General features: G+C 64.8%; 27 protein-coding genes. 14 read left to right on the top strand and 13 right to left on the bottom strand.

Annotated features, from left to right (window positions below):
- Positions 1-48 precede the first annotated feature (48 nt).
- Positions 49-618 carry a superoxide dismutase family protein gene (locus LMF57_RS00655; protein WP_117309196.1) on the top strand — a complete coding sequence of 190 codons (570 nt, stop codon included), beginning with the start codon at positions 49-51 and terminating at the stop codon, positions 616-618.
- Positions 619-651: 33 nt separating this feature from the next.
- Positions 652-1,293: a superoxide dismutase family protein gene (locus LMF57_RS00660; RefSeq protein ID WP_229290514.1), complete on the top strand. Its 642-nt coding sequence runs from the start codon at positions 652-654 to the stop codon at positions 1,291-1,293.
- 115 nt (positions 1,294-1,408) lie between these two features.
- Here LMF57_RS00660 and LMF57_RS00665 read toward each other — a convergent pair whose 3' ends face one another.
- Positions 1,409-2,296, bottom strand: a complete 888-nt coding sequence (locus tag LMF57_RS00665; protein ID WP_229290515.1) for a hypothetical protein — start codon at positions 2,294-2,296, stop codon at positions 1,409-1,411.
- A gap of 93 nt (positions 2,297-2,389) precedes the next feature.
- Here LMF57_RS00665 and LMF57_RS00670 point away from each other — a divergent pair, with 93 nt between their 5' ends.
- A complete protein-coding gene (locus LMF57_RS00670) occupies positions 2,390-3,685 on the top strand; it encodes an acetyl-CoA C-acetyltransferase (protein ID WP_088100805.1) in 1,296 nt (431 codons plus the stop codon).
- Between the two features lie 123 nt (positions 3,686-3,808).
- Here LMF57_RS00670 and LMF57_RS00675 read toward each other — a convergent pair whose 3' ends face one another.
- The 3 genes from LMF57_RS00675 to LMF57_RS00685 form a co-directional block, all read right to left on the bottom strand.
- Positions 3,809-5,116: a heme biosynthesis HemY N-terminal domain-containing protein gene (locus tag LMF57_RS00675; protein WP_032978029.1), complete on the bottom strand. Its 1,308-nt coding sequence runs from the start codon at positions 5,114-5,116 to the stop codon at positions 3,809-3,811.
- Between the two features lie 6 nt (positions 5,117-5,122).
- The gene (locus LMF57_RS00680) at positions 5,123-6,103 is read right to left on the bottom strand and encodes a uroporphyrinogen-III C-methyltransferase (protein WP_229290516.1); all 981 of its coding nucleotides are present in this window, start codon (positions 6,101-6,103) and stop codon (positions 5,123-5,125) included.
- Positions 6,104-6,207: 104 nt separating this feature from the next.
- Complete coding sequence (locus tag LMF57_RS00685) at positions 6,208-6,996, bottom strand: uroporphyrinogen-III synthase (RefSeq protein ID WP_208081943.1); 789 nt, start codon at positions 6,994-6,996, stop codon at positions 6,208-6,210.
- 33 nt (positions 6,997-7,029) lie between these two features.
- On the opposite strand from LMF57_RS00685, the gene LMF57_RS00690 reads away from it, so the two are divergent.
- The 5 genes from LMF57_RS00690 to LMF57_RS00710 all read left to right on the top strand — a co-directional run bounded on the left by LMF57_RS00690 (position 7,030) and on the right by LMF57_RS00710 (position 10,120).
- On the top strand, positions 7,030-7,497 hold the full coding sequence (locus tag LMF57_RS00690) for a YiiD C-terminal domain-containing protein (protein ID WP_032951885.1): 468 nt from the start codon (positions 7,030-7,032) through the stop codon (positions 7,495-7,497).
- A gap of 32 nt (positions 7,498-7,529) precedes the next feature.
- Entirely contained in the window at positions 7,530-7,961 is a 432-nt protein-coding gene (locus LMF57_RS00695; RefSeq protein ID WP_117309200.1) for a hypothetical protein, read from the top strand.
- 57 nt (positions 7,962-8,018) lie between these two features.
- Positions 8,019-8,456, top strand: coding sequence for a rhodanese-like domain-containing protein (locus LMF57_RS00700; RefSeq protein WP_025875933.1), 438 nt, complete (start codon positions 8,019-8,021; stop codon positions 8,454-8,456).
- A 99-nt stretch (positions 8,457-8,555) separates the two neighbouring features.
- Positions 8,556-9,074 carry a protein-export chaperone SecB gene (gene secB, locus LMF57_RS00705; protein WP_025875931.1) on the top strand — a complete coding sequence of 173 codons (519 nt, stop codon included), beginning with the start codon at positions 8,556-8,558 and terminating at the stop codon, positions 9,072-9,074.
- A gap of 20 nt (positions 9,075-9,094) precedes the next feature.
- Positions 9,095-10,120, top strand: coding sequence for an NAD(P)H-dependent glycerol-3-phosphate dehydrogenase (locus LMF57_RS00710; protein ID WP_032978039.1), 1,026 nt, complete (start codon positions 9,095-9,097; stop codon positions 10,118-10,120).
- Between the two features lie 94 nt (positions 10,121-10,214).
- On the opposite strand, the gene LMF57_RS00715 is transcribed toward LMF57_RS00710, so the two are convergent.
- The gene (locus LMF57_RS00715) at positions 10,215-10,667 is read right to left on the bottom strand and encodes a nuclear transport factor 2 family protein (protein ID WP_229290517.1); all 453 of its coding nucleotides are present in this window, start codon (positions 10,665-10,667) and stop codon (positions 10,215-10,217) included.
- Between the two features lie 129 nt (positions 10,668-10,796).
- Between LMF57_RS00715 and LMF57_RS00720 the strand changes: the two genes are divergently transcribed.
- Positions 10,797-11,474 (top strand): hypothetical protein, encoded by a 678-nt coding sequence (locus LMF57_RS00720; protein WP_117309202.1) that lies wholly within the window; start codon positions 10,797-10,799, stop codon positions 11,472-11,474.
- Positions 11,475-11,504: 30 nt separating this feature from the next.
- On the opposite strand, the gene LMF57_RS00725 is transcribed toward LMF57_RS00720, so the two are convergent.
- The 4 genes from LMF57_RS00725 to LMF57_RS00740 all read right to left on the bottom strand — a co-directional run bounded on the left by LMF57_RS00725 (position 11,505) and on the right by LMF57_RS00740 (position 14,823).
- Entirely contained in the window at positions 11,505-11,873 is a 369-nt protein-coding gene (locus LMF57_RS00725; protein WP_033832719.1) for a hypothetical protein, read from the bottom strand.
- A gap of 466 nt (positions 11,874-12,339) precedes the next feature.
- Positions 12,340-12,699 (bottom strand): helix-turn-helix domain-containing protein, encoded by a 360-nt coding sequence (locus LMF57_RS00730; RefSeq protein WP_117309203.1) that lies wholly within the window; start codon positions 12,697-12,699, stop codon positions 12,340-12,342.
- Positions 12,700-12,871: 172 nt separating this feature from the next.
- Entirely contained in the window at positions 12,872-13,459 is a 588-nt protein-coding gene (locus LMF57_RS00735; RefSeq protein ID WP_117309204.1) for a hypothetical protein, read from the bottom strand.
- Positions 13,460-13,890: 431 nt separating this feature from the next.
- Complete coding sequence (locus tag LMF57_RS00740) at positions 13,891-14,823, bottom strand: aromatic alcohol reductase (RefSeq protein WP_229290519.1); 933 nt, start codon at positions 14,821-14,823, stop codon at positions 13,891-13,893.
- 142 nt (positions 14,824-14,965) lie between these two features.
- On the opposite strand from LMF57_RS00740, the gene LMF57_RS00745 reads away from it, so the two are divergent.
- The 4 genes from LMF57_RS00745 (at position 14,966) to LMF57_RS00760 (ending at position 17,919) form a co-directional block, all read left to right on the top strand.
- Positions 14,966-15,334: a helix-turn-helix domain-containing protein gene (locus LMF57_RS00745; protein ID WP_229290520.1), complete on the top strand. Its 369-nt coding sequence runs from the start codon at positions 14,966-14,968 to the stop codon at positions 15,332-15,334.
- Positions 15,335-15,537: 203 nt separating this feature from the next.
- Positions 15,538-16,092, top strand: coding sequence for a TetR/AcrR family transcriptional regulator (locus LMF57_RS00750; RefSeq protein WP_229290521.1), 555 nt, complete (start codon positions 15,538-15,540; stop codon positions 16,090-16,092).
- A gap of 74 nt (positions 16,093-16,166) precedes the next feature.
- A complete protein-coding gene (locus LMF57_RS00755) occupies positions 16,167-17,153 on the top strand; it encodes an MDR family oxidoreductase (protein ID WP_117309206.1) in 987 nt (328 codons plus the stop codon).
- A gap of 322 nt (positions 17,154-17,475) precedes the next feature.
- Complete coding sequence (locus tag LMF57_RS00760; protein ID WP_099786284.1) at positions 17,476-17,919, top strand: Rid family hydrolase; 444 nt, start codon at positions 17,476-17,478, stop codon at positions 17,917-17,919.
- Positions 17,920-18,012: 93 nt separating this feature from the next.
- Here the strand turns inward: LMF57_RS00760 and LMF57_RS00765 are convergent, their stop codons facing one another.
- The 3 genes from LMF57_RS00765 to LMF57_RS00775 form a co-directional block, all read right to left on the bottom strand.
- Positions 18,013-18,489 (bottom strand): nuclear transport factor 2 family protein, encoded by a 477-nt coding sequence (locus LMF57_RS00765; RefSeq protein ID WP_025875918.1) that lies wholly within the window; start codon positions 18,487-18,489, stop codon positions 18,013-18,015.
- Between the two features lie 63 nt (positions 18,490-18,552).
- Complete coding sequence (locus LMF57_RS00770; RefSeq protein ID WP_229290522.1) at positions 18,553-19,122, bottom strand: TetR/AcrR family transcriptional regulator; 570 nt, start codon at positions 19,120-19,122, stop codon at positions 18,553-18,555.
- 211 nt (positions 19,123-19,333) lie between these two features.
- Complete coding sequence (locus LMF57_RS00775) at positions 19,334-20,176, bottom strand: SDR family oxidoreductase (RefSeq protein WP_229290523.1); 843 nt, start codon at positions 20,174-20,176, stop codon at positions 19,334-19,336.
- Between the two features lie 7 nt (positions 20,177-20,183).
- Here LMF57_RS00775 and LMF57_RS00780 point away from each other — a divergent pair, with 7 nt between their 5' ends.
- Entirely contained in the window at positions 20,184-21,107 is a 924-nt protein-coding gene (locus tag LMF57_RS00780) for an AraC family transcriptional regulator (protein ID WP_229290524.1), read from the top strand.
- A gap of 3 nt (positions 21,108-21,110) precedes the next feature.
- Here the strand turns inward: LMF57_RS00780 and LMF57_RS00785 are convergent, their stop codons facing one another.
- Positions 21,111-22,097 carry an NAD-dependent epimerase/dehydratase family protein gene (locus tag LMF57_RS00785; RefSeq protein WP_117309209.1) on the bottom strand — a complete coding sequence of 329 codons (987 nt, stop codon included), beginning with the start codon at positions 22,095-22,097 and terminating at the stop codon, positions 21,111-21,113.
- Positions 22,098-22,113 lie beyond the last annotated feature (16 nt).

Consider the following 22,113-nt stretch of genomic DNA (forward strand, 5'->3'; position numbering starts at 1 on the left):
TCCTCCATGGACGATGCCGTCTGTAGTGTTACCCGCAAGGAGTCCTCGATGCGTTTGTCCTTCGCCCTTCTGCCGCTGTCCGCTGCCGTGCTCCTGTCTGCCTGTGGCAGCGCACCGAAGAAGCCGCAACCCACGCTGCCTCCGGTGGTCACCACGCCCGTGGCCCAGCTCGCCGAAGCCAACCTGGCGCCAGCCTCGGCCAGCATCGTCAGCGGCCGCTTGGTGCTGAAGACCGAAAGCGGTGGCGTGCACTTGACTGGCCTGGTCGGCGGCCTGCAGCCGATGCAGCAGGCCGGTTTCCACATCCATGAGCGCGGTGACTGCAGCGCGGTGGACGCCAGCAGCGCCGGCAACCACTTCAATCCCGCCGGTGTCGCCCACGGTCGTGCAGGCAGCGGCAAGCACCACCTCGGTGACATCGACAACCTGCAGGCCGACGCGCAGGGCCGCGCCAACATCGATGTGCATCTGAAGGGCGTTACCCTGGGCGGAGGCGCCGCCACGGATATCGCCGGGCGTGCACTGGTCGTGCATGCCAGGGCCGACGACTATCGCAGCCAGCCCGCCGGCAATGCCGGCGTCCGCATCGCCTGCGGCGTGATCCGGGTAACCCGCTGATCACACCACCGGCATTTCCCAAGGAGAGTTTCCATGCGTCTGATCCACACCTCGCTGTTCGCGGCCATCGCTGCACTGGGCCTTGCCGCCTGCAACCAGCAGCCGGCAGCACCGGCAGCACCGGCAGCCGAAGCCCCGGCCACCACCCCGGCCGAAGGTTCGGCAGCACCGGCCGATCCGGCCACCGCACCGGCTACCGCAGCGGCCCCGGCAGCCGATGCCTCGGCCACTGCCGAACTGGCACCGACCCAGGGCAATGAAACCAAGGGCTCGATCACCTTCAAGCTGGTCGACGGCAAGGTGCACGCGTCCGGCCAGATCAGTGGCCTGAAGCCGGGCAGCGAGCACGGCTTCCATATCCACGAGAAGGGTGACTGCAGCGCGCCGGACGGCATGAGCGCCGGCGGCCACTTCAATCCGGGCAAGCAGGACCACGGCAACGTGGCCACTGATCCGCACCACGGTGGCGACATGCCCAACATCAAGGCCGACGACAAGGGCGTAGCCACCATTGATGGTCCGGTGTCGAGCAACGTCAACATCGGCAAGGGTGATGATTTCGACATCATCGGCCGCGGCCTGATCGTCCACGCCGACGCGGACGACTACAAGACCCAGCCGACCGGCAACGCCGGTGCGCGACTGGCGTGCGCGGTGATCAAGAAGGCACCGTAAGAAAACGAAAACGCCGGCGCAAGCCGGCGTTTTTCAGTTGATCCGCCGGGCATGGCCCGGCGCTACCGTATTCCGTGGGTAGCGCCGGGCCATGCCCGGCGGCATTGCCTGGACGTCAGCGCGCCAGCAGCTCGCGCGCGTCCTGGCCGGCTTCGCAATGCACGAACAACACCGGCACACCGTGCGCTTCCAGCACTGCGGCCATCTGCCGCTGGCGCATCAGGAACTGCTCGTAGATGCCCTGCAGGCGCTCGCAGTCGCCCTTGCCGTGGTTGTAATGCGCGCACCAGCCGGCCGGGTCGAACAGCGCCATGCGCGCTTCGCCCTGCGTGTAGCGCAGCAACGGCTCGGGCGCGTCACTCAGCCACTCGTCCTGACCCGGGGCCATGATCGCGGTTTCAATCAGCGGCCACAGCGCGGCCAGGCCCTGGTTGTCGTACTGCATCGACATCATCGCGGCCAAGTCGTTCACGGTGAAATAGCGTGCGTGCTCCACGCGCGCACCGAACGTGTTCTGCGCCATCAGCGCGGTATCGGCATGGGCCATGCCATTGGCCAGCAGCACCTCTTCCAGGGCATCGGCCACGGCTGTCGTGGTGGCCACGTCGGTACCGGTCAGCAGGAACGGCACCACCCGCAGGCCACCGCCAACCAGGCTTGCGTCGGCCTGGAACGGCAGCGGCACATCACCGCTGGCATCGGCGCCGAAGGCCAGCACGCGCGGGCCCTGGTTGCTACCGGGCGCGCGCATCTGCAGTTCTTCCATGCGGCGATGGATCGGCCAGCCGGGGCGAAGCACTTCGGCCGGATCGAAATGGGCGGCGGCGAACACCAGGTCCAGCTCGGCCACCTGTGGCACCAGCTTGGACAGGTCGCGGCCGACGCGTTCGGCCAGTTCACCGGCCTGTTCAGCGCTGAGCACCGCCTGGCGGGGGATTTCGCCGCCGGCCAGTTCCAGGGCCAGCACGCCAAGGGCATTCATCGCAGGGTCGGGTTTGCTCATGGTTCCACGGTTGGCCCATCACAGGGCGGCAGCTACACTTGGCCCCATTATGCCTGCTCTGTCGTGCAGGCCATGTTGCAGACACCCTCATCCATGCCAGGTATCTCCATGCCCAACGCTCGTCCCGTCGCCATCCTCGGTGGCGTCCGCATTCCGTTCTGCCGGCAGAACACCGCGTATTCGGATGTCGGCAACCTCGGCATGTCGGTGCGTACGCTGGGAGCGCTGGTCGAGCGCTTCGGCCTGCACGGCCAGCAGCTGGGCGAAGTGGCGATGGGGGCGGTCATCAAGCACTCCAGCGACTGGAACCTGGGCCGCGAAGCCACGCTGTCCTCGGGCCTGTCGCCTTTGACCCCCGGCATCACCCTGCAGCGCGCCTGCGGCACCTCGCTGGACAGCATCATCACCGTTGCCAACAAGATCGCCCTGGGCCAGATCGAGTCCGGCATCGGCGGTGGTTCGGACACCACCTCCGACGTGCCGATCGTGTACGGCAAGAAGCTGCGCGCGCGCCTGCTGGCGGCCAACCGTGCCAAGAGCACCGGTGACAAGATCCGTGCGCTCACCTCCGGCTTCAAGTTCGCCGAGCTCAAGCCGGAGTTTCCGGGCGTGGCCGAGCCGCGTACCGGCAAGAGCATGGGCGACCACTGCGAGGACATGGCCAAGGAGTGGAACATCTCGCGCGACTCGCAGGACGAGTGGGCGGTGTCCTCGCACAAGAAGCTGGCCGCAGCCTATGAGCGCGGCTTCTTCAATGACCTGATCGCACCGTTCCGCGGCGTCGAGCGCGACAACATCCTGCGTGCCGACACCTCGCTGGAGAAGCTGGCCACGCTGAAGCCGGCCTTCGACAAGGTATCCGGCCGTGGCACCCTGACCGCTGCCAATTCCACCCCGCTGACCGATGGCGCCGCCGCCGTGCTGCTGGCCAGCGAAGAGTGGGCACGCGCACATGGCCACGAGCCGCAGGCCTACCTGCGCGACGCACACGTGTCGGCCGTCGATTTCGTGCACGGCGAAGGCCTGTTGATGGCGCCGACCGTGGCCGTGCCGGAGATGCTCAAGCGCAACGGCCTGACCCTGCAGGACTTCGACATCTACGAGATCCACGAAGCCTTCGCCGCACAGGTGCTGTGCACCCTGCGTGCGTGGGAGAGCGAGGATTACTGCCGCAACCGCCTCGGCCTGGATGCGCCGATGGGCCGCATCGACCCGGACAAGATCAACCTGCTGGGTTCGTCGCTGGCCACCGGTCACCCGTTCGCCGCCACCGGTGCACGCGTGATCGCCACGGCGGCCAAGCAGCTGGCCGAGCGCGGCGGTGGCCGTGCGCTGGTGTCGATCTGCACCGCCGGCGGCATGGGCGTGGTGGCGATCGTCGAACGTTGAACGCCACGGTAGTGCCGGCCGCTGGCCGGCAGCGTTGGAATTGAAAACGCCGCCCGATGGGCGGCGTTTTTGTTATCCCGGCGGGCTCACACGCCAACCAAGGTTGGCGACTACCGAAGCGGGTTAGGGCATCCGCGGGTTGCCGAACGCGTCGCGCTCCTCATTGGCGTCGTACACCGGCGGCAGCGGTGCAATCGACTGCTCCTCGACGGTCGCATGCAGCGGCGGGTCAACCACCGCTGCCGGTGCACGCACCAGCGCCACGCTGTCTTCGCCACGCTGCAGGCGCAGCGCGTTGGCCAGGCACTGCGCGGCCAGCACGTGTTCGCCACGTTGCGCAAAGGCTTCGCCCAGCGCTTCCCACGCAGGGGCGCCGGCACCTGCGGCGATGGCTTCGTGCAGGAACGCATCGGCCGCGTCCCACTGTTGCTGCGCCAGCGCGATGCGGCCCTGGGCCAGGCGCAGGGCGGCCGAGTCGTCGTGCACGTTGCGCCAGCGCTGCAGGTTGGCCTGGCGCGTGGCCAGACGTTCGGCCGGCAGACGGCCATACACGGCCACCAGTTCGTCATCCCAGCGGTGGTCCAGCGCCTGCTCAAGCGCCAGCAGTGCCGGTTCGTCCCAGTCCAGTGCAACTGCACGGGTGGCGTAGGCGGCAACCACGTCCGGGGTCGGTCGCAGCGCCTTCGGCGTGGCTTCCCACTGCGCAGCCAGGGCGTTGACGTCGCCCGCTTCCAGCAGTGCCTGCGCGGCCAAGCGTGCTTCCAGCTCGCTGCTGGCCTCGGCCGGAAGCACCTTGGTCTGGCGCAGCGCGCCCAGCTGGCCGTAAGCCTCGTGCGCGCGGCCAGCACGTGCCAGCGCTTCGGTACGCAGCCACAGGCCACGCGGCGGCAGCGGCTGGATCGCCGCCACATCCAATGCGTTGATCGCATCCACCGGCAGATCGTTGGCCAACAGCTGCTCGGCACGCAGCAGTGCCTGCAAGGTCGCATCGCTTTCGCCCAGGCGCTGCAGCAGCGCCTCGGCAGCGGGTGCATCGGCCCGCACCTGCGCGCTGCGCACGGCATTGGCCAGGGCAACCCCGCTCACTTCCGGATCCTTGGCGGCGCCATCCAGCAGCTTCTCGGCGCGCTGCCACTGGCCATGCTCATAGGCCAGCAGACCATCGATCAGGCGCACCCGGCCCTGCTTGCGGCGGTAGCGGCCCCAGGCACGGAACGGTGCGGCGATCAGGCTCCACAGCAGCCACAGCACCAGCACGCCGATCACCGACAGCAGCGCTACCTTCGGCAGGTTGCTGTGGTAGTCGTAGCCGCCATAGCGCAGGGTCACTTCGCCGTAGCGGTTCAGGTCATCGGTGCCGAGCCATTGCGCGGCAACGACGCCAATGGCCACTGCCAGCAACAGCACGACCAGTGATTGCAGGGGTTTCATACGGGCTTACCTCCGGTCGGTCTGGGTACGCAGTTGTTGCAGGGTGCTGCCAAGCACGGTGTCATCGGCCTGCAATGGCAGCGAGCGCAGGGCATGGAGTTCAGCACGTTGCGCGCGCAGGTCCGGTGAATCCGGCCAGCGCCGCTGCGCCCAGAGATCGATTCTGTTCAGCGCGGCATCGCGGCCTTTGCCGTCGCCGCGCTCGATCGCTGCGCGGGCCAGGGTCAGTTCCAGCTGCAGCGCCGTATCGATGGTGGCGCGCTCGGCCGACGTCAGCGGGCCGTTCAGGCGGCTCGGGGTGATATCCACGAAGGGTGCCAGCGCGGCCTGCCACCACGGTTTTGCGGTGTTGTTGGCCGGCGTCTGCGCGATCTGCGAAGGCAGGCCCTGCAGGGCCTTGCCCAACGCGTCCAGGCGTTGCAGTGACAGCACGCGCGGGCCAGCGCCCAACGCATCCAGCGCGTTGCGTTCCTGCACCAGTGCCTGGCGCAGGTTCAGGCCGTCGCTGTCGGGCAGATCGGCCAATGCAGTGGCGGCCAGTGCATACAGCCGGCGTGAGCCTTCCACGTCATCGGCGAAGGCCAGCCGCTGTGCGGCCTGGGTCAGCAGCAGTTCGGCCTCATCGCGCTGCACGGCCTGGCGGCCCTGGTTGGCGCTGTCGGCCAGCTTGGCCAGGTTTTCTTCCAGCAGAGCACTGCGTTGCGACAGGCCCAGCACTTCGTCGCGCAGCACCCGGTTGGTGGTGGCCGCATCCTGCAGGCGCTGGCTGGCAGCGCGCTGGTCGCGGCGCAGGGCCTCGACCGTAGCCTCCAGCCCCTTCAGCTGCACGGCGGTGGTCTGCGCCTGCGCCAGCTGGTCGCGCTGCTGCTTCTGCCAATAGTGGTAGCCGGCATAGCCGCCCGCGCCCAGCACCGCCAGCACGGCAAGCGGCAACAGCCAGCGCAGGGGGCGATGGGGCGATGGAGCGGGCGGCAGAGTGTCGTTCATCGGGCTTCCTTGTCGGCGGCAAGCCGGAACCGATTCCGGCAGGCAGCGTTGTGCACAGCATCACTGTTGCCGACGACACCGGCAAGCCGCTGCCGGGTGCCTGTTCAGGTCGCTGCCGGGCCGGTGAGCGCAGTGTGTGCAGCGGCCATCAACTGAGCGCTGGTAGGGCCCTCGCTGCGCACCACCCGGGTCAGCCCCAGGGCCTGCGCCTGCGCGCCCAGCCGGTCGCTGGCGACCAGCGCGATCGCGTTCGCCCGCAGCCGCTGCTGCCAGCGCGCAGGCAGCTGCTGCCAGAAACGCTGCAATGCCTCGCCACTGCTGATGGCCAGCAGCCAAGGCGCCGGAGAACGGGCCAAACGCGCCAGCATGCGCCGTGACAAGCGCAGCGGCAGCCGTCGGTAGACATCGGCGCGGGTGATCTGCGCGCCTGCGGCCTGCAACTCAGCGGCAATCAGGCCCCGGCCTCCCGGTGCGGTCACCAGCCCGATCTGCATGCCCCGCACATCGCCCAGCACCGGCATCGCCAGCAGGCCCTCACTGTCCATCCGCTGGGGCGCATGGACGTCAGCGACACCATGGGCCAGCAGGGCACGCGCCGTGCCTTCGCCCACCGTCAGCCACGGGCTGCGCTGCGCCGCCGCCAGCGGTAGCAGGCTGGCCGCTGCGGCCACGGCCGCCGGGCTGGTGAACACCACCCGATCGCTGGTCAGCGCCCGTTGCAGTTGCTGGCGCGCGGCGCTGCCCTGCAGACGCTGCAGCCGCCAGGGCGAAAGCGCGACGGTACGGCCTCCCAGCCCTGCTGCGGCGTGGCGCAGCGCCGCCTGCTGGCCCTGCGGGCGCAGCGAGATCAGGGTCCAGCCAGTGGGTATCGTATGGTTGGCCATTACCGTCATTATGCGGGCCCTTCGTTGTCGTGGTTGCTGCTGATGGCTGTTGATGCCCTGACCTCTTCGCTGGCTGCCCTGCAGGACGTGCTGGACTGCATGCCGGCGGTCCGCGCGATGCAGATCCGCCTGGATGGCTATGCCGACGGCGTGCTGCGCATCACCGCGCCGCTGGTGGCCAACGTCAATGACAAGGGCAATGCGTTCGGCGGCAGCCTGGCCTCGGTGCTGACCCTGTCCGGCTGGGCGCTGGTCAGCCTGCGCCTGCGTCTGGCTGGCCACGACGCCGAGGTCTACGTGGCCGACAGCAACCTGCGCTACCTGGCACCGGTCTATGAAGACCTGCATGCCCATGCCGAAGCGGCCGGAAGCGGTGCCTGGGAGACCTTCCTGGCCACCTTCCGCCAGCGCGGCAAGGCCCGCATCAGCATTGTCGCCACCCAGCCCGGTGCCGACGGCAAGGCCGCGGCCGAATTCAGCGGTCGCTTCGTTGCCTTCGCCAAAGGGTAGGATGGCAGGCTGACGCCCTGCGGAACCCACCGATGCGCCGCCTCATCCAGATCCTCCTGTGTTCCCTGCTGCTGCTCAGCGCCGCCGCAGGCGCTGCCGCCGACGACCTCAGCCGCAAGCAGCGCAAGCTGCTGGAAGAGACCCAGATCGCCTACGGCGCCACCATCCGCTGGGGCAGCATGGACGACGCCATCGGCTATCTGGACCCGCAGCTGCGCAAGACCAAGCCGCCGACCGAGTTCGAGCTCAACCGCTATGCGCAGCTGCGCGTGTCGTCCTACCGCGAGCGCAGCAGCGCATCGCTCGAAGGCGGCCTGGTCGAGCGCCGGGTCGAAATCGGGGTGATCAACCAGAACACCCAGGCCGAGCGCACCGTGGTGGTGACCGAGCGCTGGCGCTGGGATCCGGAAGCCAAGCGCTGGTGGCAAAGCGCGGGCCTGCCGGACCTCTGGCAGGGGCAGTGACGGGTCGCGTCCGGCTTGTGCGACAATCGGCGCCCGCTTAATCGACCCGTGACCTGAGTGAATTACGAAGAGTTGCTGGCCTTCGCAGGCCGAAACCCGATGCTGTCCGCGGCCCTGGTCGGCCTGACCGTGGCCCTCATCGTCACCGAAATCCGCCGCCTGTTCCGGGGCTTCAAGGGCATCAAGCCCGCCGAACTGACCCAGCTGATCAACGCGGGCGGCACGGTGGTGGTTGATCTGTCGCCCAGCGCTGATTTCGAAAAGGGCCACATCGCCGGCAGCCGCAGTGCCCAGGCCAGCGCGTTCGGCCCCGAGCACAAGCTGGTGGCCAACGCCAAGCAGGCCCCGGTGGTGCTGGTGTGCCGCAGCGGCAACGCGTCCGAGACCGCCGCCAAGGCGCTGAAGAAGGCCGGCTTCGAGAAGGTCTTCGTGCTCGACGGCGGCATCCCCGCGTGGCAGCAGGCAGAACTGCCGCTGGTCAAGGGCCGCAACTGATAGCAGGCGGTGACGGATGTGGCCTTGTTTGCGCCCTCCGCCGCCCCCATCGCAGTAATTCGACCATCGTTTTCATTGCATTCACTGGAGTTACTGGAAATGTCCGAAGAGACCACCAACGGCGCTGTCGCGCCGGTCGATGCCGCCACCGGCCCCGCGTTCACCGTCGAGAAGATCTACGTCAAGGACGTTTCCTTCGAGTCGCCGAATGCCCCGTCGATCTTCAACGACCAGGTGCAGCCGGAACTGCAGCTCAACCTGAACCAGCAGGTCCAGCGTCTGGGCGAGAATGCCTTTGAAGTCGTGCTGGCCGTGACCCTGACCTGCCAGGCCGGCGAGCGCACCGCGTACGTGGCCGAAGTGAAGCAGGCTGGCGTGTTCGGCCTGGTCGGCCTGGACCCGCAGTCGATCGACGTGCTGCTCGGCACCCAGTGCCCGAACATCCTGTTCCCGTACGTGCGCCAGCTGGTCAGCGACCTGATCCAGGCCGGCGGCTTCCCGCCGTTCTTCCTGCAGCCGATCAACTTCGAAGGCCTGTACGCAGAAACCCTGCGCCAGCGCCAGGAGCAGGGCGACGCACCGTCGCTGGCTGACTCCGAGCCGGCCGGCAACGCCTGATCCCGGCCGCGACGTCACGGATGAGCACTACCGCTGACAAGGTTGCCGTACTCGGCGCCGGTTCCTGGGGAACCGCGCTGGCGACGCTGCTCGCCCGCCACGGTCGCCAGACCGTGCTGTGGGGGCGCGATGCCGCCGTGGTCGAGGCCATCGACCAGCGCCACGAGAATCCGCGTTACCTGCCGGGCATTCCGTTGCCGGAATCGCTGCGCGCCACCACCGACCTCGCGTCGGCGGTGGAAGGTGCCGCCTGGATCCTGGTGGTGACCCCGTCGCATGCATTCGGTGAAACCGTGCGCGCGCTGGCACCGCTGCGTCCGGCCGGTGCCGGTGTGGCCTGGGCCACCAAGGGCTTCGAGCCCGGCTCTGGCCGCTTCCTGCATGAAGTGGCGCGCGAAGTGCTGGGCGAGGACGTGCCGCTGGCCGTTGTCACCGGGCCGTCGTTCGCCAAGGAAGTCACCCTGGGCCTGCCGACCGCGATCACCGTGCACGGCGACGTGCCCGAGTTCGCGCAGACGGTGGCCGAGGCGATGCACGGTCCGGCGTTCCGCGCCTACACCGGCGACGACATGGTCGGTGCCGAGCTGGGCGGTGCGATGAAGAACGTGCTGGCCGTGGCCACCGGCGTGGCCGATGGCATGCAGCTGGGCCTGAACGCCCGTGCCGGCCTGATCACCCGTGGCCTCAACGAGATGCTGCGCCTGGCGGCAGCGATCGGCGCCAAGCCGGAAACGCTGATGGGCCTGGCGGGCCTGGGCGACCTGGTGCTGACCTGCACCGGCGACCTGTCGCGCAACCGCCGCCTGGGCCTGGCCCTGGGCCGCGGGCAGACGCTGCAGGACGCCATCCGCGAAATCGGCCAGGTGGTCGAGTCGGTGCAGACCGCCGACGAAGTGATGCGACAGGCGCGCCGTCATGGTATCGACCTGCCCATCTCCGACCGCGTGCGCGCCGTGCTGCATGGCGAGCAGACCCCGGAAGAAGGATTGCGTGCGCTGTTGGCACGCGAACAGAAGCCGGAATATCCGGACACGCTGTTCAAGTGAATCGAAAAACCCCGGCCCAGTGCCGGGGTTTTTTGTGCGTGCGCGAAACCCATCCACGCATGGCGTGGATCTACTGTGGAACCCGTAGCGCCCATCACCGCGACTGCGGCGGCGCGTTGGTGTTGTCCATGTCCGAAAAAATCATCCATGGCCCACCCGCCACGCGCTTCAACGTCAGCGTGAACTTCCCGGTATCGCCCACGTTGCTGCCGTAGGTGTAGGCACCAATGATGTAACCGGTGGATTCCTCTGCGGCATAGGCCAGCGCACGCAGCCGCAACGGACTGCTTCCCTGGCCGGCATACGCCGCCTCGATCGCCGCGCGCCCACGCACGGGCGGCTGGTTGCCCTGCAGGATGAAACCATCCTCGGTGAACAATCCCGCCAACGCCTTCGCATCACCGGTGCGCCACGCCTGTTCGTAATCGCGCAGCACGCGAGCCAGCGCGGCGGGCAGGGGGACGTCGGGTAGCGAGATGGGCAAGGGCGCAGCGGACGCCTGCGCAATCACAGGCCCGGCCAGCAACAGGCCACTGATGAGAATCACGGCAAGTCTTGAATGGCACATACGTCTGCATCCTGGCGGTGATGGAAGGCGTGATTGCCAGAGTATCCACCTTGGCTGGCGGGTAGAATCACGCGGTCGCCGGCTGGGCGAATGGACACAGGACAGGGAATGACGTCTCGAATGATGGGAATGGCAGGGCTGGTCGCGTTGCTGGCCGCGTGCACGCAGGCACCGGCACCGGAAGCAGGCACCGCAGCTGCACCCGCCGCTACTGCTGCGCCGACGGAAGCCCCAGCCGCCACGGCCACGGTGGTCGAGAACGCGCCTTCCGTCGAAGACGGCGTGGACCCGTCGGTGTGGGACAACGAAGGCGAGCCGGAAGGTGAGCCCCCCGGCGCCGAACTCACCTGCGCGGACAATCCGCTGGCGACTTATTTCTTCACCCTGGTCGGCGGCAACACCGTGGACGACTGCGGCCGCAAGGACCCGAAGGTGCTGGCCGCGTTCGACGCCCTGATGAAGAACACTGCAGCGGCCGAATCGCCCGACAAGAACGTCCCTTCGCTGCGCGAACGCCTGCTGAGCGGTCCCAGCGGGCCTGGCGAACTGATGGTGCTGCAGGGCGAGCCGTGGTGGCTCTACACCGCCTGTCAGGCGCACCAGTGCTCGACCACCGCGCTGGCGATGCTGTATTCGCCGACGCACTCGAAGATGGTCGGCCGCCTTACCGCCCGCTGCAACGTGTGGTGGCTGGGTGAGCCGAACGCAGAGCAGCGCGCGCTGATCGAGCGCGAGCGGCCGGTGGACGAGGCGATGCTGAAGGAAGAAGGCGATTCCTGCGAGTGATGGGCGGTAACGCCGGAAGATTCTCCGGCGTTACGCCTCTGGCCGCATCCGCGCGCTGACCTGCGCGGTCAGCGCCAGGCACGCCATCATCAAACCTTCCATCACCCGATCGCCCACGTATTCGTCGTCCGGTCCGTTCTGGCGGACGCGCTCGGCCGCCAGCAGCATTTCCAGCGCTATGCGCAGGCCCGCCAGTGCGCAGTCCGCATCGGCCAGCGCCATGCGGCGGCCGGGCATCTGATGACGCTCCGGCCACGGCTGGCCGTCGGCGGCTGCGCCTTTTCCAATCCGCGTCAGCGTGGCGATGAAAGCTCTGGGATCGATCGCAGATGCTTGTTCTGATGACGCATCGCCAGCTGCGCGATAGGGGTGAGGGCGAGGAAATTCCGGTGCAGTCATGGCTGGGCTCCGTGCAGGACAGACGATAGCCGCCACACAAAGGTGGCGGGCGGAGACGTGGCTCGAAAACCGGGCGCTTGTTGAAGCCGGCAGGCACAGGGCCTCCACGCTCCGCCCGCCATAGCCGGCAGACGGATTGCCAGCCGGCGTCACGCGGGGTGACGCCGGCTGGCAAGCGTAATCAAACAAGCGCACGGGTCTTCGAGGCCCGGCCATCCTTTCTCGATGGCCCGTCATCTGTACCTCTGTGGCTGCGCAACGCCAATCAGACAAGTTGCATTCAACGCTTGATGCAAGACGCTTTCGGCATTCTCCCACGCTGTTAAGCCGCCCCAGACGCCGATGGCGCAAGGGCCCTAAGCGATAGAGGAATATGCGACATGGGTCGTGATTGCCAGCGTAGTGGGCTGACACGTCAACGAGGCAATAACGACAGAACTCCGCGATGCGGCGATACAACGTGGTGCTAGTCGAGCTCTATGAGAAAGCGCGTGGCCATGGCAGATGGCACCACAGACGCCCCGACCCGCTTCAGTTCAACCAGCCCATAGCCTTCCATCATCCGAAGGGTACGAGAAAGGCTTGGAACCTTGCGCCCGCAGTGCTCGGACAGTTCGGTGAGCGACCTGGGTTGAAGTTCGCGCAGCAGTCGCAGCAGCCGGCGGTTCTCATCGCTCAATACTGCGGCCAGGGAAGACAGGGTCGGGAAGGCTATCGCCCCCTCCGTAACCTGCGGCGGTGCCGATCTGTCCTTTCGTTCTCCGCCGATGACACAACGTCGGAAGGTACTTTGGACTGGCGAACGGCAGGTATCGGAATCTGTCATCGGTGCGGGATTGCATTGGGACCGATAGATCATGTCTGGCCGAGCACGCGCTGGATTGAACAAACGGCGCATGGATGGCGCAACCGAAGGCTGTGTCTGCTTCCGGCCAGAGGCAGACGTTCAAGGCCTGAGCTAAGCCGAGCCGCGAGGCAGCGTCGGCTTGAATGATGCCTTACTTAGCAACTACAGGGGACTTCACAAAGGAGAACCTGCAAGCCGTATCTGTTACCGCCGTGAGCCGCAGCAAGAAATTAGAATCAGCCACGTTCGCCTCGACTTCATGCCCAACGCTCATCGATGTGTTGCGATTACCCAGAATGAACTCACACTCGTTGGAGTGTGTGTAAGCGCGGACAACGCCTAGTAGCAGTACGTTTGGAATCAGATACTCGGAGCTGCCTTTTGCAACGGTGACATTTAGCGATTCCTGTGAAATCGTCGCCAGTTCCTGAGACAGGCGATCACGCTCAGACGAGAGCTTTGGCACTTGGTCTGCCAGCGCTCGCAGCCTCACGCCATCCGCCCGAAGTGCGACGAGTTCACTGCGCTCGTTGGCTGCAAGGTTCACGGACTTGCTCGCCTCGCGAAGCGCGGTGATGGTTTCCAAGGGCTTCCATGCTTCCGCCGCCTTATAGGAAGCGAGCTCGTTGGACTGCAAATGGGTGGCAAGCGTCCAAGTACCAATGGCTACGGCGGCACAGGCGGCGCTGATCCAGCTTATGACCTGTGCGAAGCTAAATTGTTTCTCACGCAGGCTCACAAACTCTTCCTTCTGCCATCCATCTGCCTAATAGCCGTTTGCTCCCCTCGCTGGGTCCGGCTACCCCATTTGTTCACATAGCACCGCATGGAGGGCCCTGATAATGATACGACGCGATCTTAGGGTGAGCGGGTCAGCCTCGCAAGCAGATGAATGGTCGGATCCGGCGATCTGATCGGCGTGCGCTTCATAAGCCACGGAGGATCACCGATGAATTTTTCCGCCTAGGATCACTAGCCGAAAGGAGAGCCGCAGCCAAGCGGCGTCCTCGGCCTTTTTCCGCTTTCGGCCAAAAGCGGACATTTGCCACGCCCGCAACAAACCTATCTAGTTCGCCGGTCGTACGTTTAGCACGCGTCCAATAAATTGAAGGCACAGCATGTAAATTGAAGGCACAGCATGCTGTACCTTCGTAGCTTGCGCCTACGGACTCAGGAGACCTTAAGGTTGGTTTTCATCCAGTCTCTGATTCCCTCAAGCTTCGCCCCCGCCTTCACGTTGAAGGTCAGATCCTTGTCCCAGGAAACCCCCTTGCCCTGCGCAAAAACAGCTCGATACTTCTTGATCATGTTTGACGGGTCGTCGGCCAGTTCCTGCATCAATTGCGGAGTGCTCCAGACACTGTAGCTGAAGGCCTCTCCGAAATGCTCTTCAAGAATTTCCGGCAGTTCTTCGTAGCGAATCGTGTCGCCTGCCAGATAGACGATCTCGTTCCGAATTGGCGGCGAGTGGAACATGATCTGTGCAGTCATGGTACCAATGTCGTCAGGAGACGTCAGCGTAACTGAGTTGGCACCTGATCCGAGCGCGTGGACACTTCTGTTGGCAAGGTCGATGACACCGAATTCAGGTTCGAAGAGATAGCTGGTGAACATTCCGGTGGAAATGACAACCCAGTCCATCGCCGCCTGCGCGCGGAGATAGTCGCGCACGTCCAACTGCGCATCGAACAGATCTTGCGGCCCCCCGCGGCCGATGGCGTCGAAGTCAGCGCCGAACTGCCAGGGGAAATATCGCGGAATGCCCGACTTCACCGCCGCGCGGGCCACCTTCATCGGGGTATCCAGCCCTGCTGCATAGCCAGCGCAACCAATTACAGTGTCATAACGAGAGAACAGCTCCGCCAGCTCGTTGACGGTTGCCTTGACGAGATCACCTGGGACAAGGGCCACACCAAGCGAACGGATCTCATCGATGACGGCGCGCTTTTCTGGCAGCGTAGATTCGATCGACGCATTCCGAAGCATCACACTGATTGTTGCGCCATGGTTGTTAGCCATGCGGGCAAGGTTGCGGATGACCGGCATCCCGAGTTCGCCGGCGCCCAGTACTAAGATCGAGCGAGAATCAATCGGTGTAGACATTGGAACCACCATGTGTGCTTAAGATGAAAGCGATTCTGCCCCTTCCACCCTCGCCACGTAAGAAGGCACACCGATGATACCGGACGCACCATTCATGAGTTCAGAAGATCTGCTGCGGCATTCCCAATCTATATGTGAGGGAATGAGCACTGATGATGACGGCCTTCGACGTGAGGTGCTTATGCATGCAGGTAGCCGCTGGTCCTTGGGAATCATACATACGCTCGGCGTGTATGGAACATTGCGTCACGCGGACGTGGCCAGACGAATGACGGGAATCACTCAACGCATGCTGACGCGCACGCTGCGTCAGCTGGAAAGGGATGGCTTGATATGCCGGCAGGACTTCGGGGAGGTGCCCCCTCGCGTGGAGTACAGCATCACCCCTCTGGGCAAAGACCTTCTGGTGCTGATGATCCCTATGTGGACTTGGGTTGTGCAGCACGCTGAAGACTTCCGAAGCTGTCGACAGGAATTCGATGCAAAAGCAGACGGAACCTCCTCCCTCTGATACATCCAGCACCAGTCCGCTGCCTGAACTGCCTTGCAGATTCGTTGAAGAAGGCTCCCCTCGCCGCCCAGGTATGAGTGAGCCTTGCGATTTATGACCGAGCGGTCTAAAGTGAACGCATGCCCATTTCTTCAACCCCGACACCGCCACGCCGCGGGCGCCCACCCAAACCCGGTCGCGGGTTCGAGGATACCCGCGGTGAAATGATCCGCGTTGGTCTGGAATTGTTGACTGAGCGCAGCTTCTCAGCGACAGGCGTTGACGCTGTGGTGAAGAGTCTGGGAGTTCCAAAGGGCTCGTTTTACCACTACTTCGACAGCAAAGAGGCCTACGGCCTGGCTGTGCTTCAGGCGTACGACGCCTATTTCTGCCGCAAGCTTGATCGTCACCTCCTTGACGTAGCGCGGGATCCCTTGGATCGAATCGTCGCGTTCATGGCTGATGCCTGCAATGGACTACGGCGATTCCAGTTCCGCCGCGGGTGTCTGGTCGGCAATCTTGGGCAGGAAGTCGGCACCCTGCCCATCGCTTTCCGAGATTGCCTGCTGAGCGTGTTCAATGGATGGGAGCTTCGACTGGCCAACTGCCTACGGCTCGCCCAGGCTCGGGGTGACCTGTCCTCCGCTGCTGACTGTAAAGCGATTGCGAGTTACTTCTGGATAGGCTGGGAGGGCGCAGTCCTGCGCGCCAGGCTGGAGGGCGGCGTCGCGCCATTACAGATCTTCTCGCAGTGCTTCATTGCAGGGTTGCCTCGGTAGTCGCTTTTTTGCCCATTTCTAGTCGATCGGTCTTAATCGCGAGGCGTGATCGTACGTCAACGTGAGGAGCAGATATGTTCAACGCAGTGCACATCAACAAGGTCGCAGACAAGCTCGAGGTTTCAGTCGCGCAACTGGCGGAGTCAGCGCTGCCACCAGGCAATGTCACAGTTCGTATTGCCTACAGCACCTTGAACTATAAGGATGCGATGGCCATCACTGGCCAGGGAGGCGCGGTGGTCAGAACGTTTCCCATGGTGCCAGGTATCGACTTTGTCGGCACTGTCAGTGAGTCTGCAGACGCCCGCTACAAGATTGGTGACTGGGTCATTCTCAATGGCTGGGGAGTTGGGGAGCGGTATTGGGGCGGACTCTCGCAGGCAGCCCGGGTAAATGCCGATTGGCTGATCCCCTTACCTCAAGGCATGAAACCGCAGCATGCGATGGCTATTGGTACGGCTGGCTATACAGCGATGCTGAGTCTGCTGGCCCTGGAGCGGCATGGGCTCACGCCGGAGGCCGGAGATGTCCTGGTCACAGGCGCCAATGGAGGCGTAGGCAGCTTCGCCATTGCGCTCCTTGCGGCACGTGCGTACAGGGTGGTCGCGTCCACCGGACGCCTTGAGGAGGCCGAATACCTAAAAGACCTGGGCGCCGCCGAAATTATTGATCGAAGGACCCTATCCGAGCCTGGTAAGCCCCTTCAACAGGAGAGGTGGAGCGCTGCCATTGATTCAGTGGGAAGCCATACACTGGCCAATGCTTGTGCCGCGATCAAGGCTGACGGCGCCGTGGCTGCGTGCGGGCTGGCCCAAGGCATGGATTTCCCCTCCACGGTAGCTCCCTTCATCCTGCGCGGGATCAGTCTTCTCGGCATCAACAGCGTGACACGCCCTACGTCGGAGCGAATCCAGGCATGGGCTCGACTCGTAACAGATGTTGATGTGCGGAAGCTCGATGCGATCACCCATGAAATCGGTCTTGGGGACGTAATCGAAAGCGCACACGGGCTGATGGCCGGCAAGGTGCGGGGCCGTATCGTGGTCGATGTGAACCGCTGACGGCTTGCTTCAGTCGATTTGCAGCAACGTCTGCGCACGTCTTCAGGTGATAGGAAAGGCGACGTTTAGCGCGACGGTCGGCGATCTGCACAAGCGAAGCTTCCTGTCACAGTAACCGCGGGCCGGTCCGCTTTCCCCGCTCACAGTCGCCGGCGGGCGCGCAGCCGATCAGGATCGTGCTTCGTAATCCCGCAGGTATGTCCGCTTCCGGCCAGCAGCAGCCGCACGAGGCTCACGATCACGCTTGCCTCACCCGTTCGGGGCAGGCGGGGACCCGAGCCTGCCGGCAGACTGGCGACCTTATCCTTGGAAGGACAACGCAATGAGTACCTCCAACCGCAAGACGGCCAGCTTCGGCGTGCCGTGGGAATCGGCCTATGGGTATGTACAGGCCGTGCGCGTGAACAATTCGATCTTCGTGTCGGGCCAGCTCTCGCACACGCCAGAGGGACAGCTGGTGGCGCCGGCCGCTTTGGGCGCTGATGGAAAGCCTGCCAACTTCGGCACCATGGAAGCGCAGATGAAGCGCACCTACGAGAACGCGCAGGTGTTGTTGGCCGAGCTGGGTGGATCGTTGGCGGATGTGGTTGAGGAAACCCTGTTTGTCATTGATGTGCCTGCGGCGTTCGCCGCCAGCAGCAAGGTCAGGCCTGCCGTCTATGGCCAGCCTGTTCCCCAGGTGGCCAGCAACCTCATCGGGGTTTCCGCGCTCGCTTTCCCCGAACAGTTGATCGAGATCGCGTTCCGCGCTGAAGTGCAGCCGTAACCGTACCCTGAAGCGAAGGAGCACCCCGCGCTGACATGGAAAGCCCGCGGGCGCATTCACGCCCGCAGGCCTTCCTCACGTTGGCTCCGCAACTTACATGCCCAGATCGGACAGCCCCGGGTGATCATCCGGGCGGCGCCCCAGTGGCCAATGGAACTTGCGTTCGCTGTCCTTGATGGGCATGTCGTTGATGCACGAGAAGCGGCGCTCCATCAGACCATCCGCACCGAATTCCCAGTTCTCGTTTCCATAGGAGCGGAACCAGTTTCCAGAGTCGTCGCGCCATTCATAGGCGTAGCGCACGGCGATGCGGTTGCCGGTGAATGCCCACAACTCCTTGATCAGGCGGTACTCAAGCTCTTTCTTCCACTTTCGGGCAAGGAACTGCCGGGCTTCCTCGCGGCCGTTGGTGAACTCGGCGCGGTTTCGCCACTGGGTGTCGAGCGAATAGGCAAGCGCCACTTTGTCGGCATCGCGGGAATTCCAGCCATCTTCTGCCAAGCGAACCTTCTGGATCGCCGATTCGAGAGTGAACGGGGGAAGGGGGGGACGGGGTGCTTCTGCGGACACGGTGGGGCCTCCAGTGGAAATGGATGAACGGGGTACTGCGGCGGGATTTCGGCTACTGCGGCGTTAGCGCGTGGCTTGCTTCAACAACAACTGCGCAACGACCCTTGCGGTGTCTGCGGCGTCGTAGTCACCCATCACGCGCGATACGGTGATGGCGCCTTCCATCAGAAGCAGCAGCTGCTGCGCCAGAACGGCCGGCTGCGCGATGTTCAGTTGCCCGGTGAGCTCCAGCGTGTAATCGAGCAGTTTCTGCTTGTGGTGCTTGGCGATCCTGCGGATCGGGTCGTGGGAATCGCCGACCTCGCCTGCCGTGTTGATGAAGGCACAGCCGCGATAGCCCTCGGACTTGAACCAACCTTTGAGCACCGTGAACATGCCCAGGATGCGCGCTTCCGGGCTGCCGGCCTTGTCGCATTCCTGCCTGAACCAGTTGAGCCAGCGCACGTCCCGCGCGCTCAGCGCGGCTGCGGCAACCTGGTCCTTGTTTTCAAAGTGTCGGTAAATGCTCTTGCGCGCAACGCCAGAGGTCTTCACCAGCAGATCCATGCCGGTCGCATGTATTCCGTTCTGGTAAATCAGCGCCTCCGCCGTGTCCAGGATCTTCAGTCGGGTGTCGGTCGTTGTCTTATCCATGGCGCCAAGGTAGAACGATCGTTCTACCTTGTCAACCAGCGATTACACATCAGCTCTGCGGCACAGTTGCCGAAGGCGACCTGCCAGGTAATCCGGACATTTCCACAACCTGTAGCGCCCGGCCGGGCTGACCAATATCTGACTCGGATGGCATGCACACGCCAGCTTCCGCTTTCGGCCAGAAGCTGACATCGCGAGGCCCTCTAGTCGCTTACAGGAGCATTCCTCCTGAGGCCTCAATGCGCTGACCGGTAATCCAATGACTGCCTCCCGCCAGCAGGTTTGCCACGGCCATGCCGATGTCGTCGGGGCGACCCGTACGTCCCATCGCCGTGTGCTGTGCCACATAGTGGTTCACGGCGGCATCGTCGCGCACTGCACCGCCGAAGAAGTCGGTCTCGGTGGCGCCAGGGGCTACGGCGTTGACCGCGATGCCCCTCGGTCCCAGCTCGAGCGCGAGATAGTGGGTGGCGGTTTCCAGTGCGCTCTTCATTGCTGCGTACACCAGGCTGCCCGCAGCCACGTGGCGGGTCAGGCTGGTGGAGATGTTGATGATGGCGCCGCCATCGGCCAGCTGCGGCGCCAGCAACTGGGTCAGCAGCAGTGGCGCTTTGAAATGCACGCGGTACAGCAGGTCGATGTCATCGCCGCGGATCTCACCGAACGCCGATGGTGCGTGCAGCCCTGCATTGTTCACCAGCTGTTGGAAGTGCGATGCACCCCAGCGCTGCAATTGTGCCCGCACAGCCGATACGAAGGTCTCCAGTGATCCAACCGCATCCAGATCCAGCGGCAGCATCGCGGCGCGTACGCCATAGGCTTCGATCTGGCGCAGGGTTTCGGCGGCCTGAACCTGCTGATGCTGGTAGGTAATCATCACGTCGCTACCCTGCCTGGCCAACTGGAGGGCAATGCTGCGGCCAATGCCGCGGCTGCCGCCGGTAACCAGGGCGATGGTGCGCGGAGTGTGTACGCTGTTCATGGTGGCTTTGTCTCGTGAAACGGAGCGTGACATGCTGCGCCCACGGTGCCGTCCGCACTTGCCCAATTGCACACGATCCTTGCCCGATTTCCCTGCTACCTGTGATCGCCAAGCCCCGCTGCGTGCATTAGCGCTGCAGGCGCAGGCGGTGCTGCGCGCACGCAGCCTGGACGCGGAGCCGCTGCTGGAACTTCTGCCCGGCGCTTGGCTGGCGCGTACAGGATCAACGCGCGCTCCGGCCCCGGCTCTGTACCGTCCCGCGGTGGCGGCGGTGCTACAGGGGGCCAAACAGGTATGGGTGGGCGATGCGGTGCTGGAATATCGCGCCGGCGATGCACTACTCACCCGTCAGCCCGTTCCCGCTCGCGGGATGGCCGCCCGGGGCAACCACCAGACGCATTTTCTGGGGCTGGTGGTGGAGTTGGACACCGTCTTGTTGCGACAGTTGCTGAGCCAGTTGGGCAACCCACCTACAGGCCAAGCGCCTCATCCTGCGCCATTCAGTGTGGTAGCGCTGGATTCACCCGTATTGAGCTGTCTGCTGCGTCTGCTGGAGCTGGCCCTCGACACGCCCGACGCCCAGCGGCTGCTGTGGCCTGCCCTGCAGCGTGAGCTGCTGTTTCGTCTGTTGCAGGGTGAAGCAGGGCCAGCACTGCTGGCGATGGCCCAGCCATCTCCCTTGGCACGGCGGATGGCGGGCGCGATTCGCACCCTGCAACGCAGCTTCCGGCAACCGCTTGATGCGGCCGCGCTGGCCAGCCGTGCAGGCATGGGCAGCGCGCTGTTCTATCGGCATTTCCGTGCGGCAACGGGCCTGTCACCGCTGCAGTACCAGAAGCAGCTGCGCCTGATCGAGGCACGTCGCCTGCTGCAGCGGGGCGGCACCAGCATCTCCGCCACCGCGTTCGCCGTGGGCTACGAGAGCCCTTCTCAGTTCAGCCGCGAGTTCAGTCGGCTGTTCGGCCACGCACCGCGCGAGGCTCTCCCGCCGATCGCTCGATGAGTATCAGCCTTGCTCGGCCACTTGGCGCTGCAGCATCGCGATTCCGGCTTCCAGCGTAACCGCCGGCCGATAGCGAAGCTCGCTGCGTGCACGGCTGTCATCCAGCGTGACCTCCACCGCTGAAGATGCGAACTCCTGGCGGGTCATTGGCGCACGCAGAGGCAGCCGCAGTCTGCGGAACAGGTCATCCAGTCCGATGAAAACACGCAGCAGCGCACGCGGCACCTGTTTTTCAGGCGGTTGTACGCCATAAGCCAGCAACTGAGCGCCAATCAGACGGCGGAACGGCACGGGCGCACCATCGCAGATGTGGTAGACACGGCCGCCCGCACCACGCGTCAAGGCGCAGCAGACCGCTTCAGCCAGGTTGTCCACGTGGGTGGACGAGGTGAGGTAGTGCCCGCCGTCGATCCAGGCGAAGCGGCCGCTGCGTACGGCCTGCAGCAAGTAGGGCATAGCGGTCGTGTTGTCGCGGCCCCAGACAAATCTTGGTCGCAGCACCTTCACTGCGAAATGCGGTGTGGACAGCGCGATCGCCACCCGTTCTGCTTCAGCCTTGCTCGCGCCGTAGATGCCTGCTGCGCGCGCCGGATACTGATGGTCCTCGCGCGCCTGATGCAAAGGCGCACCGGTGGTCAGTGCCGATTCGCTGCTCAGCACGATCGCCACCGACACACCCGCAGTACGGGCGGCCGTCAGCACGTTGCGGGTGCCTTCCACGTTGGTCTGCCACTGGCTGGGTGAAGCATTTCGGTGGTCGGTGTCGGCGGCCGCGTGGATCAGCGCGGCGCAGCCCTCCATCGCCGCAGCGATGTCGGGGTCCAGCAGATCGCCGTGTACCGGCTGGGCGCCCAGCGCCTGTACCACCGCCGCCGCCTGGGGGCTGCGCACCAGCGCACGCACGTGGTGACCGTCTGCACACAGGCGGCGAATCAAATTGCGGCCCACGTAGCCGCTTCCTCCGGTCAGGAAGAGGGTGGAAGAACTCATCAGGGTTACCTCGGGG

It is taken from the genome of Stenotrophomonas sp. SI-NJAU-1, from assembly GCF_020883215.1.
Lineage (GTDB): Bacteria > Pseudomonadota > Gammaproteobacteria > Xanthomonadales > Xanthomonadaceae > Stenotrophomonas > Stenotrophomonas indicatrix.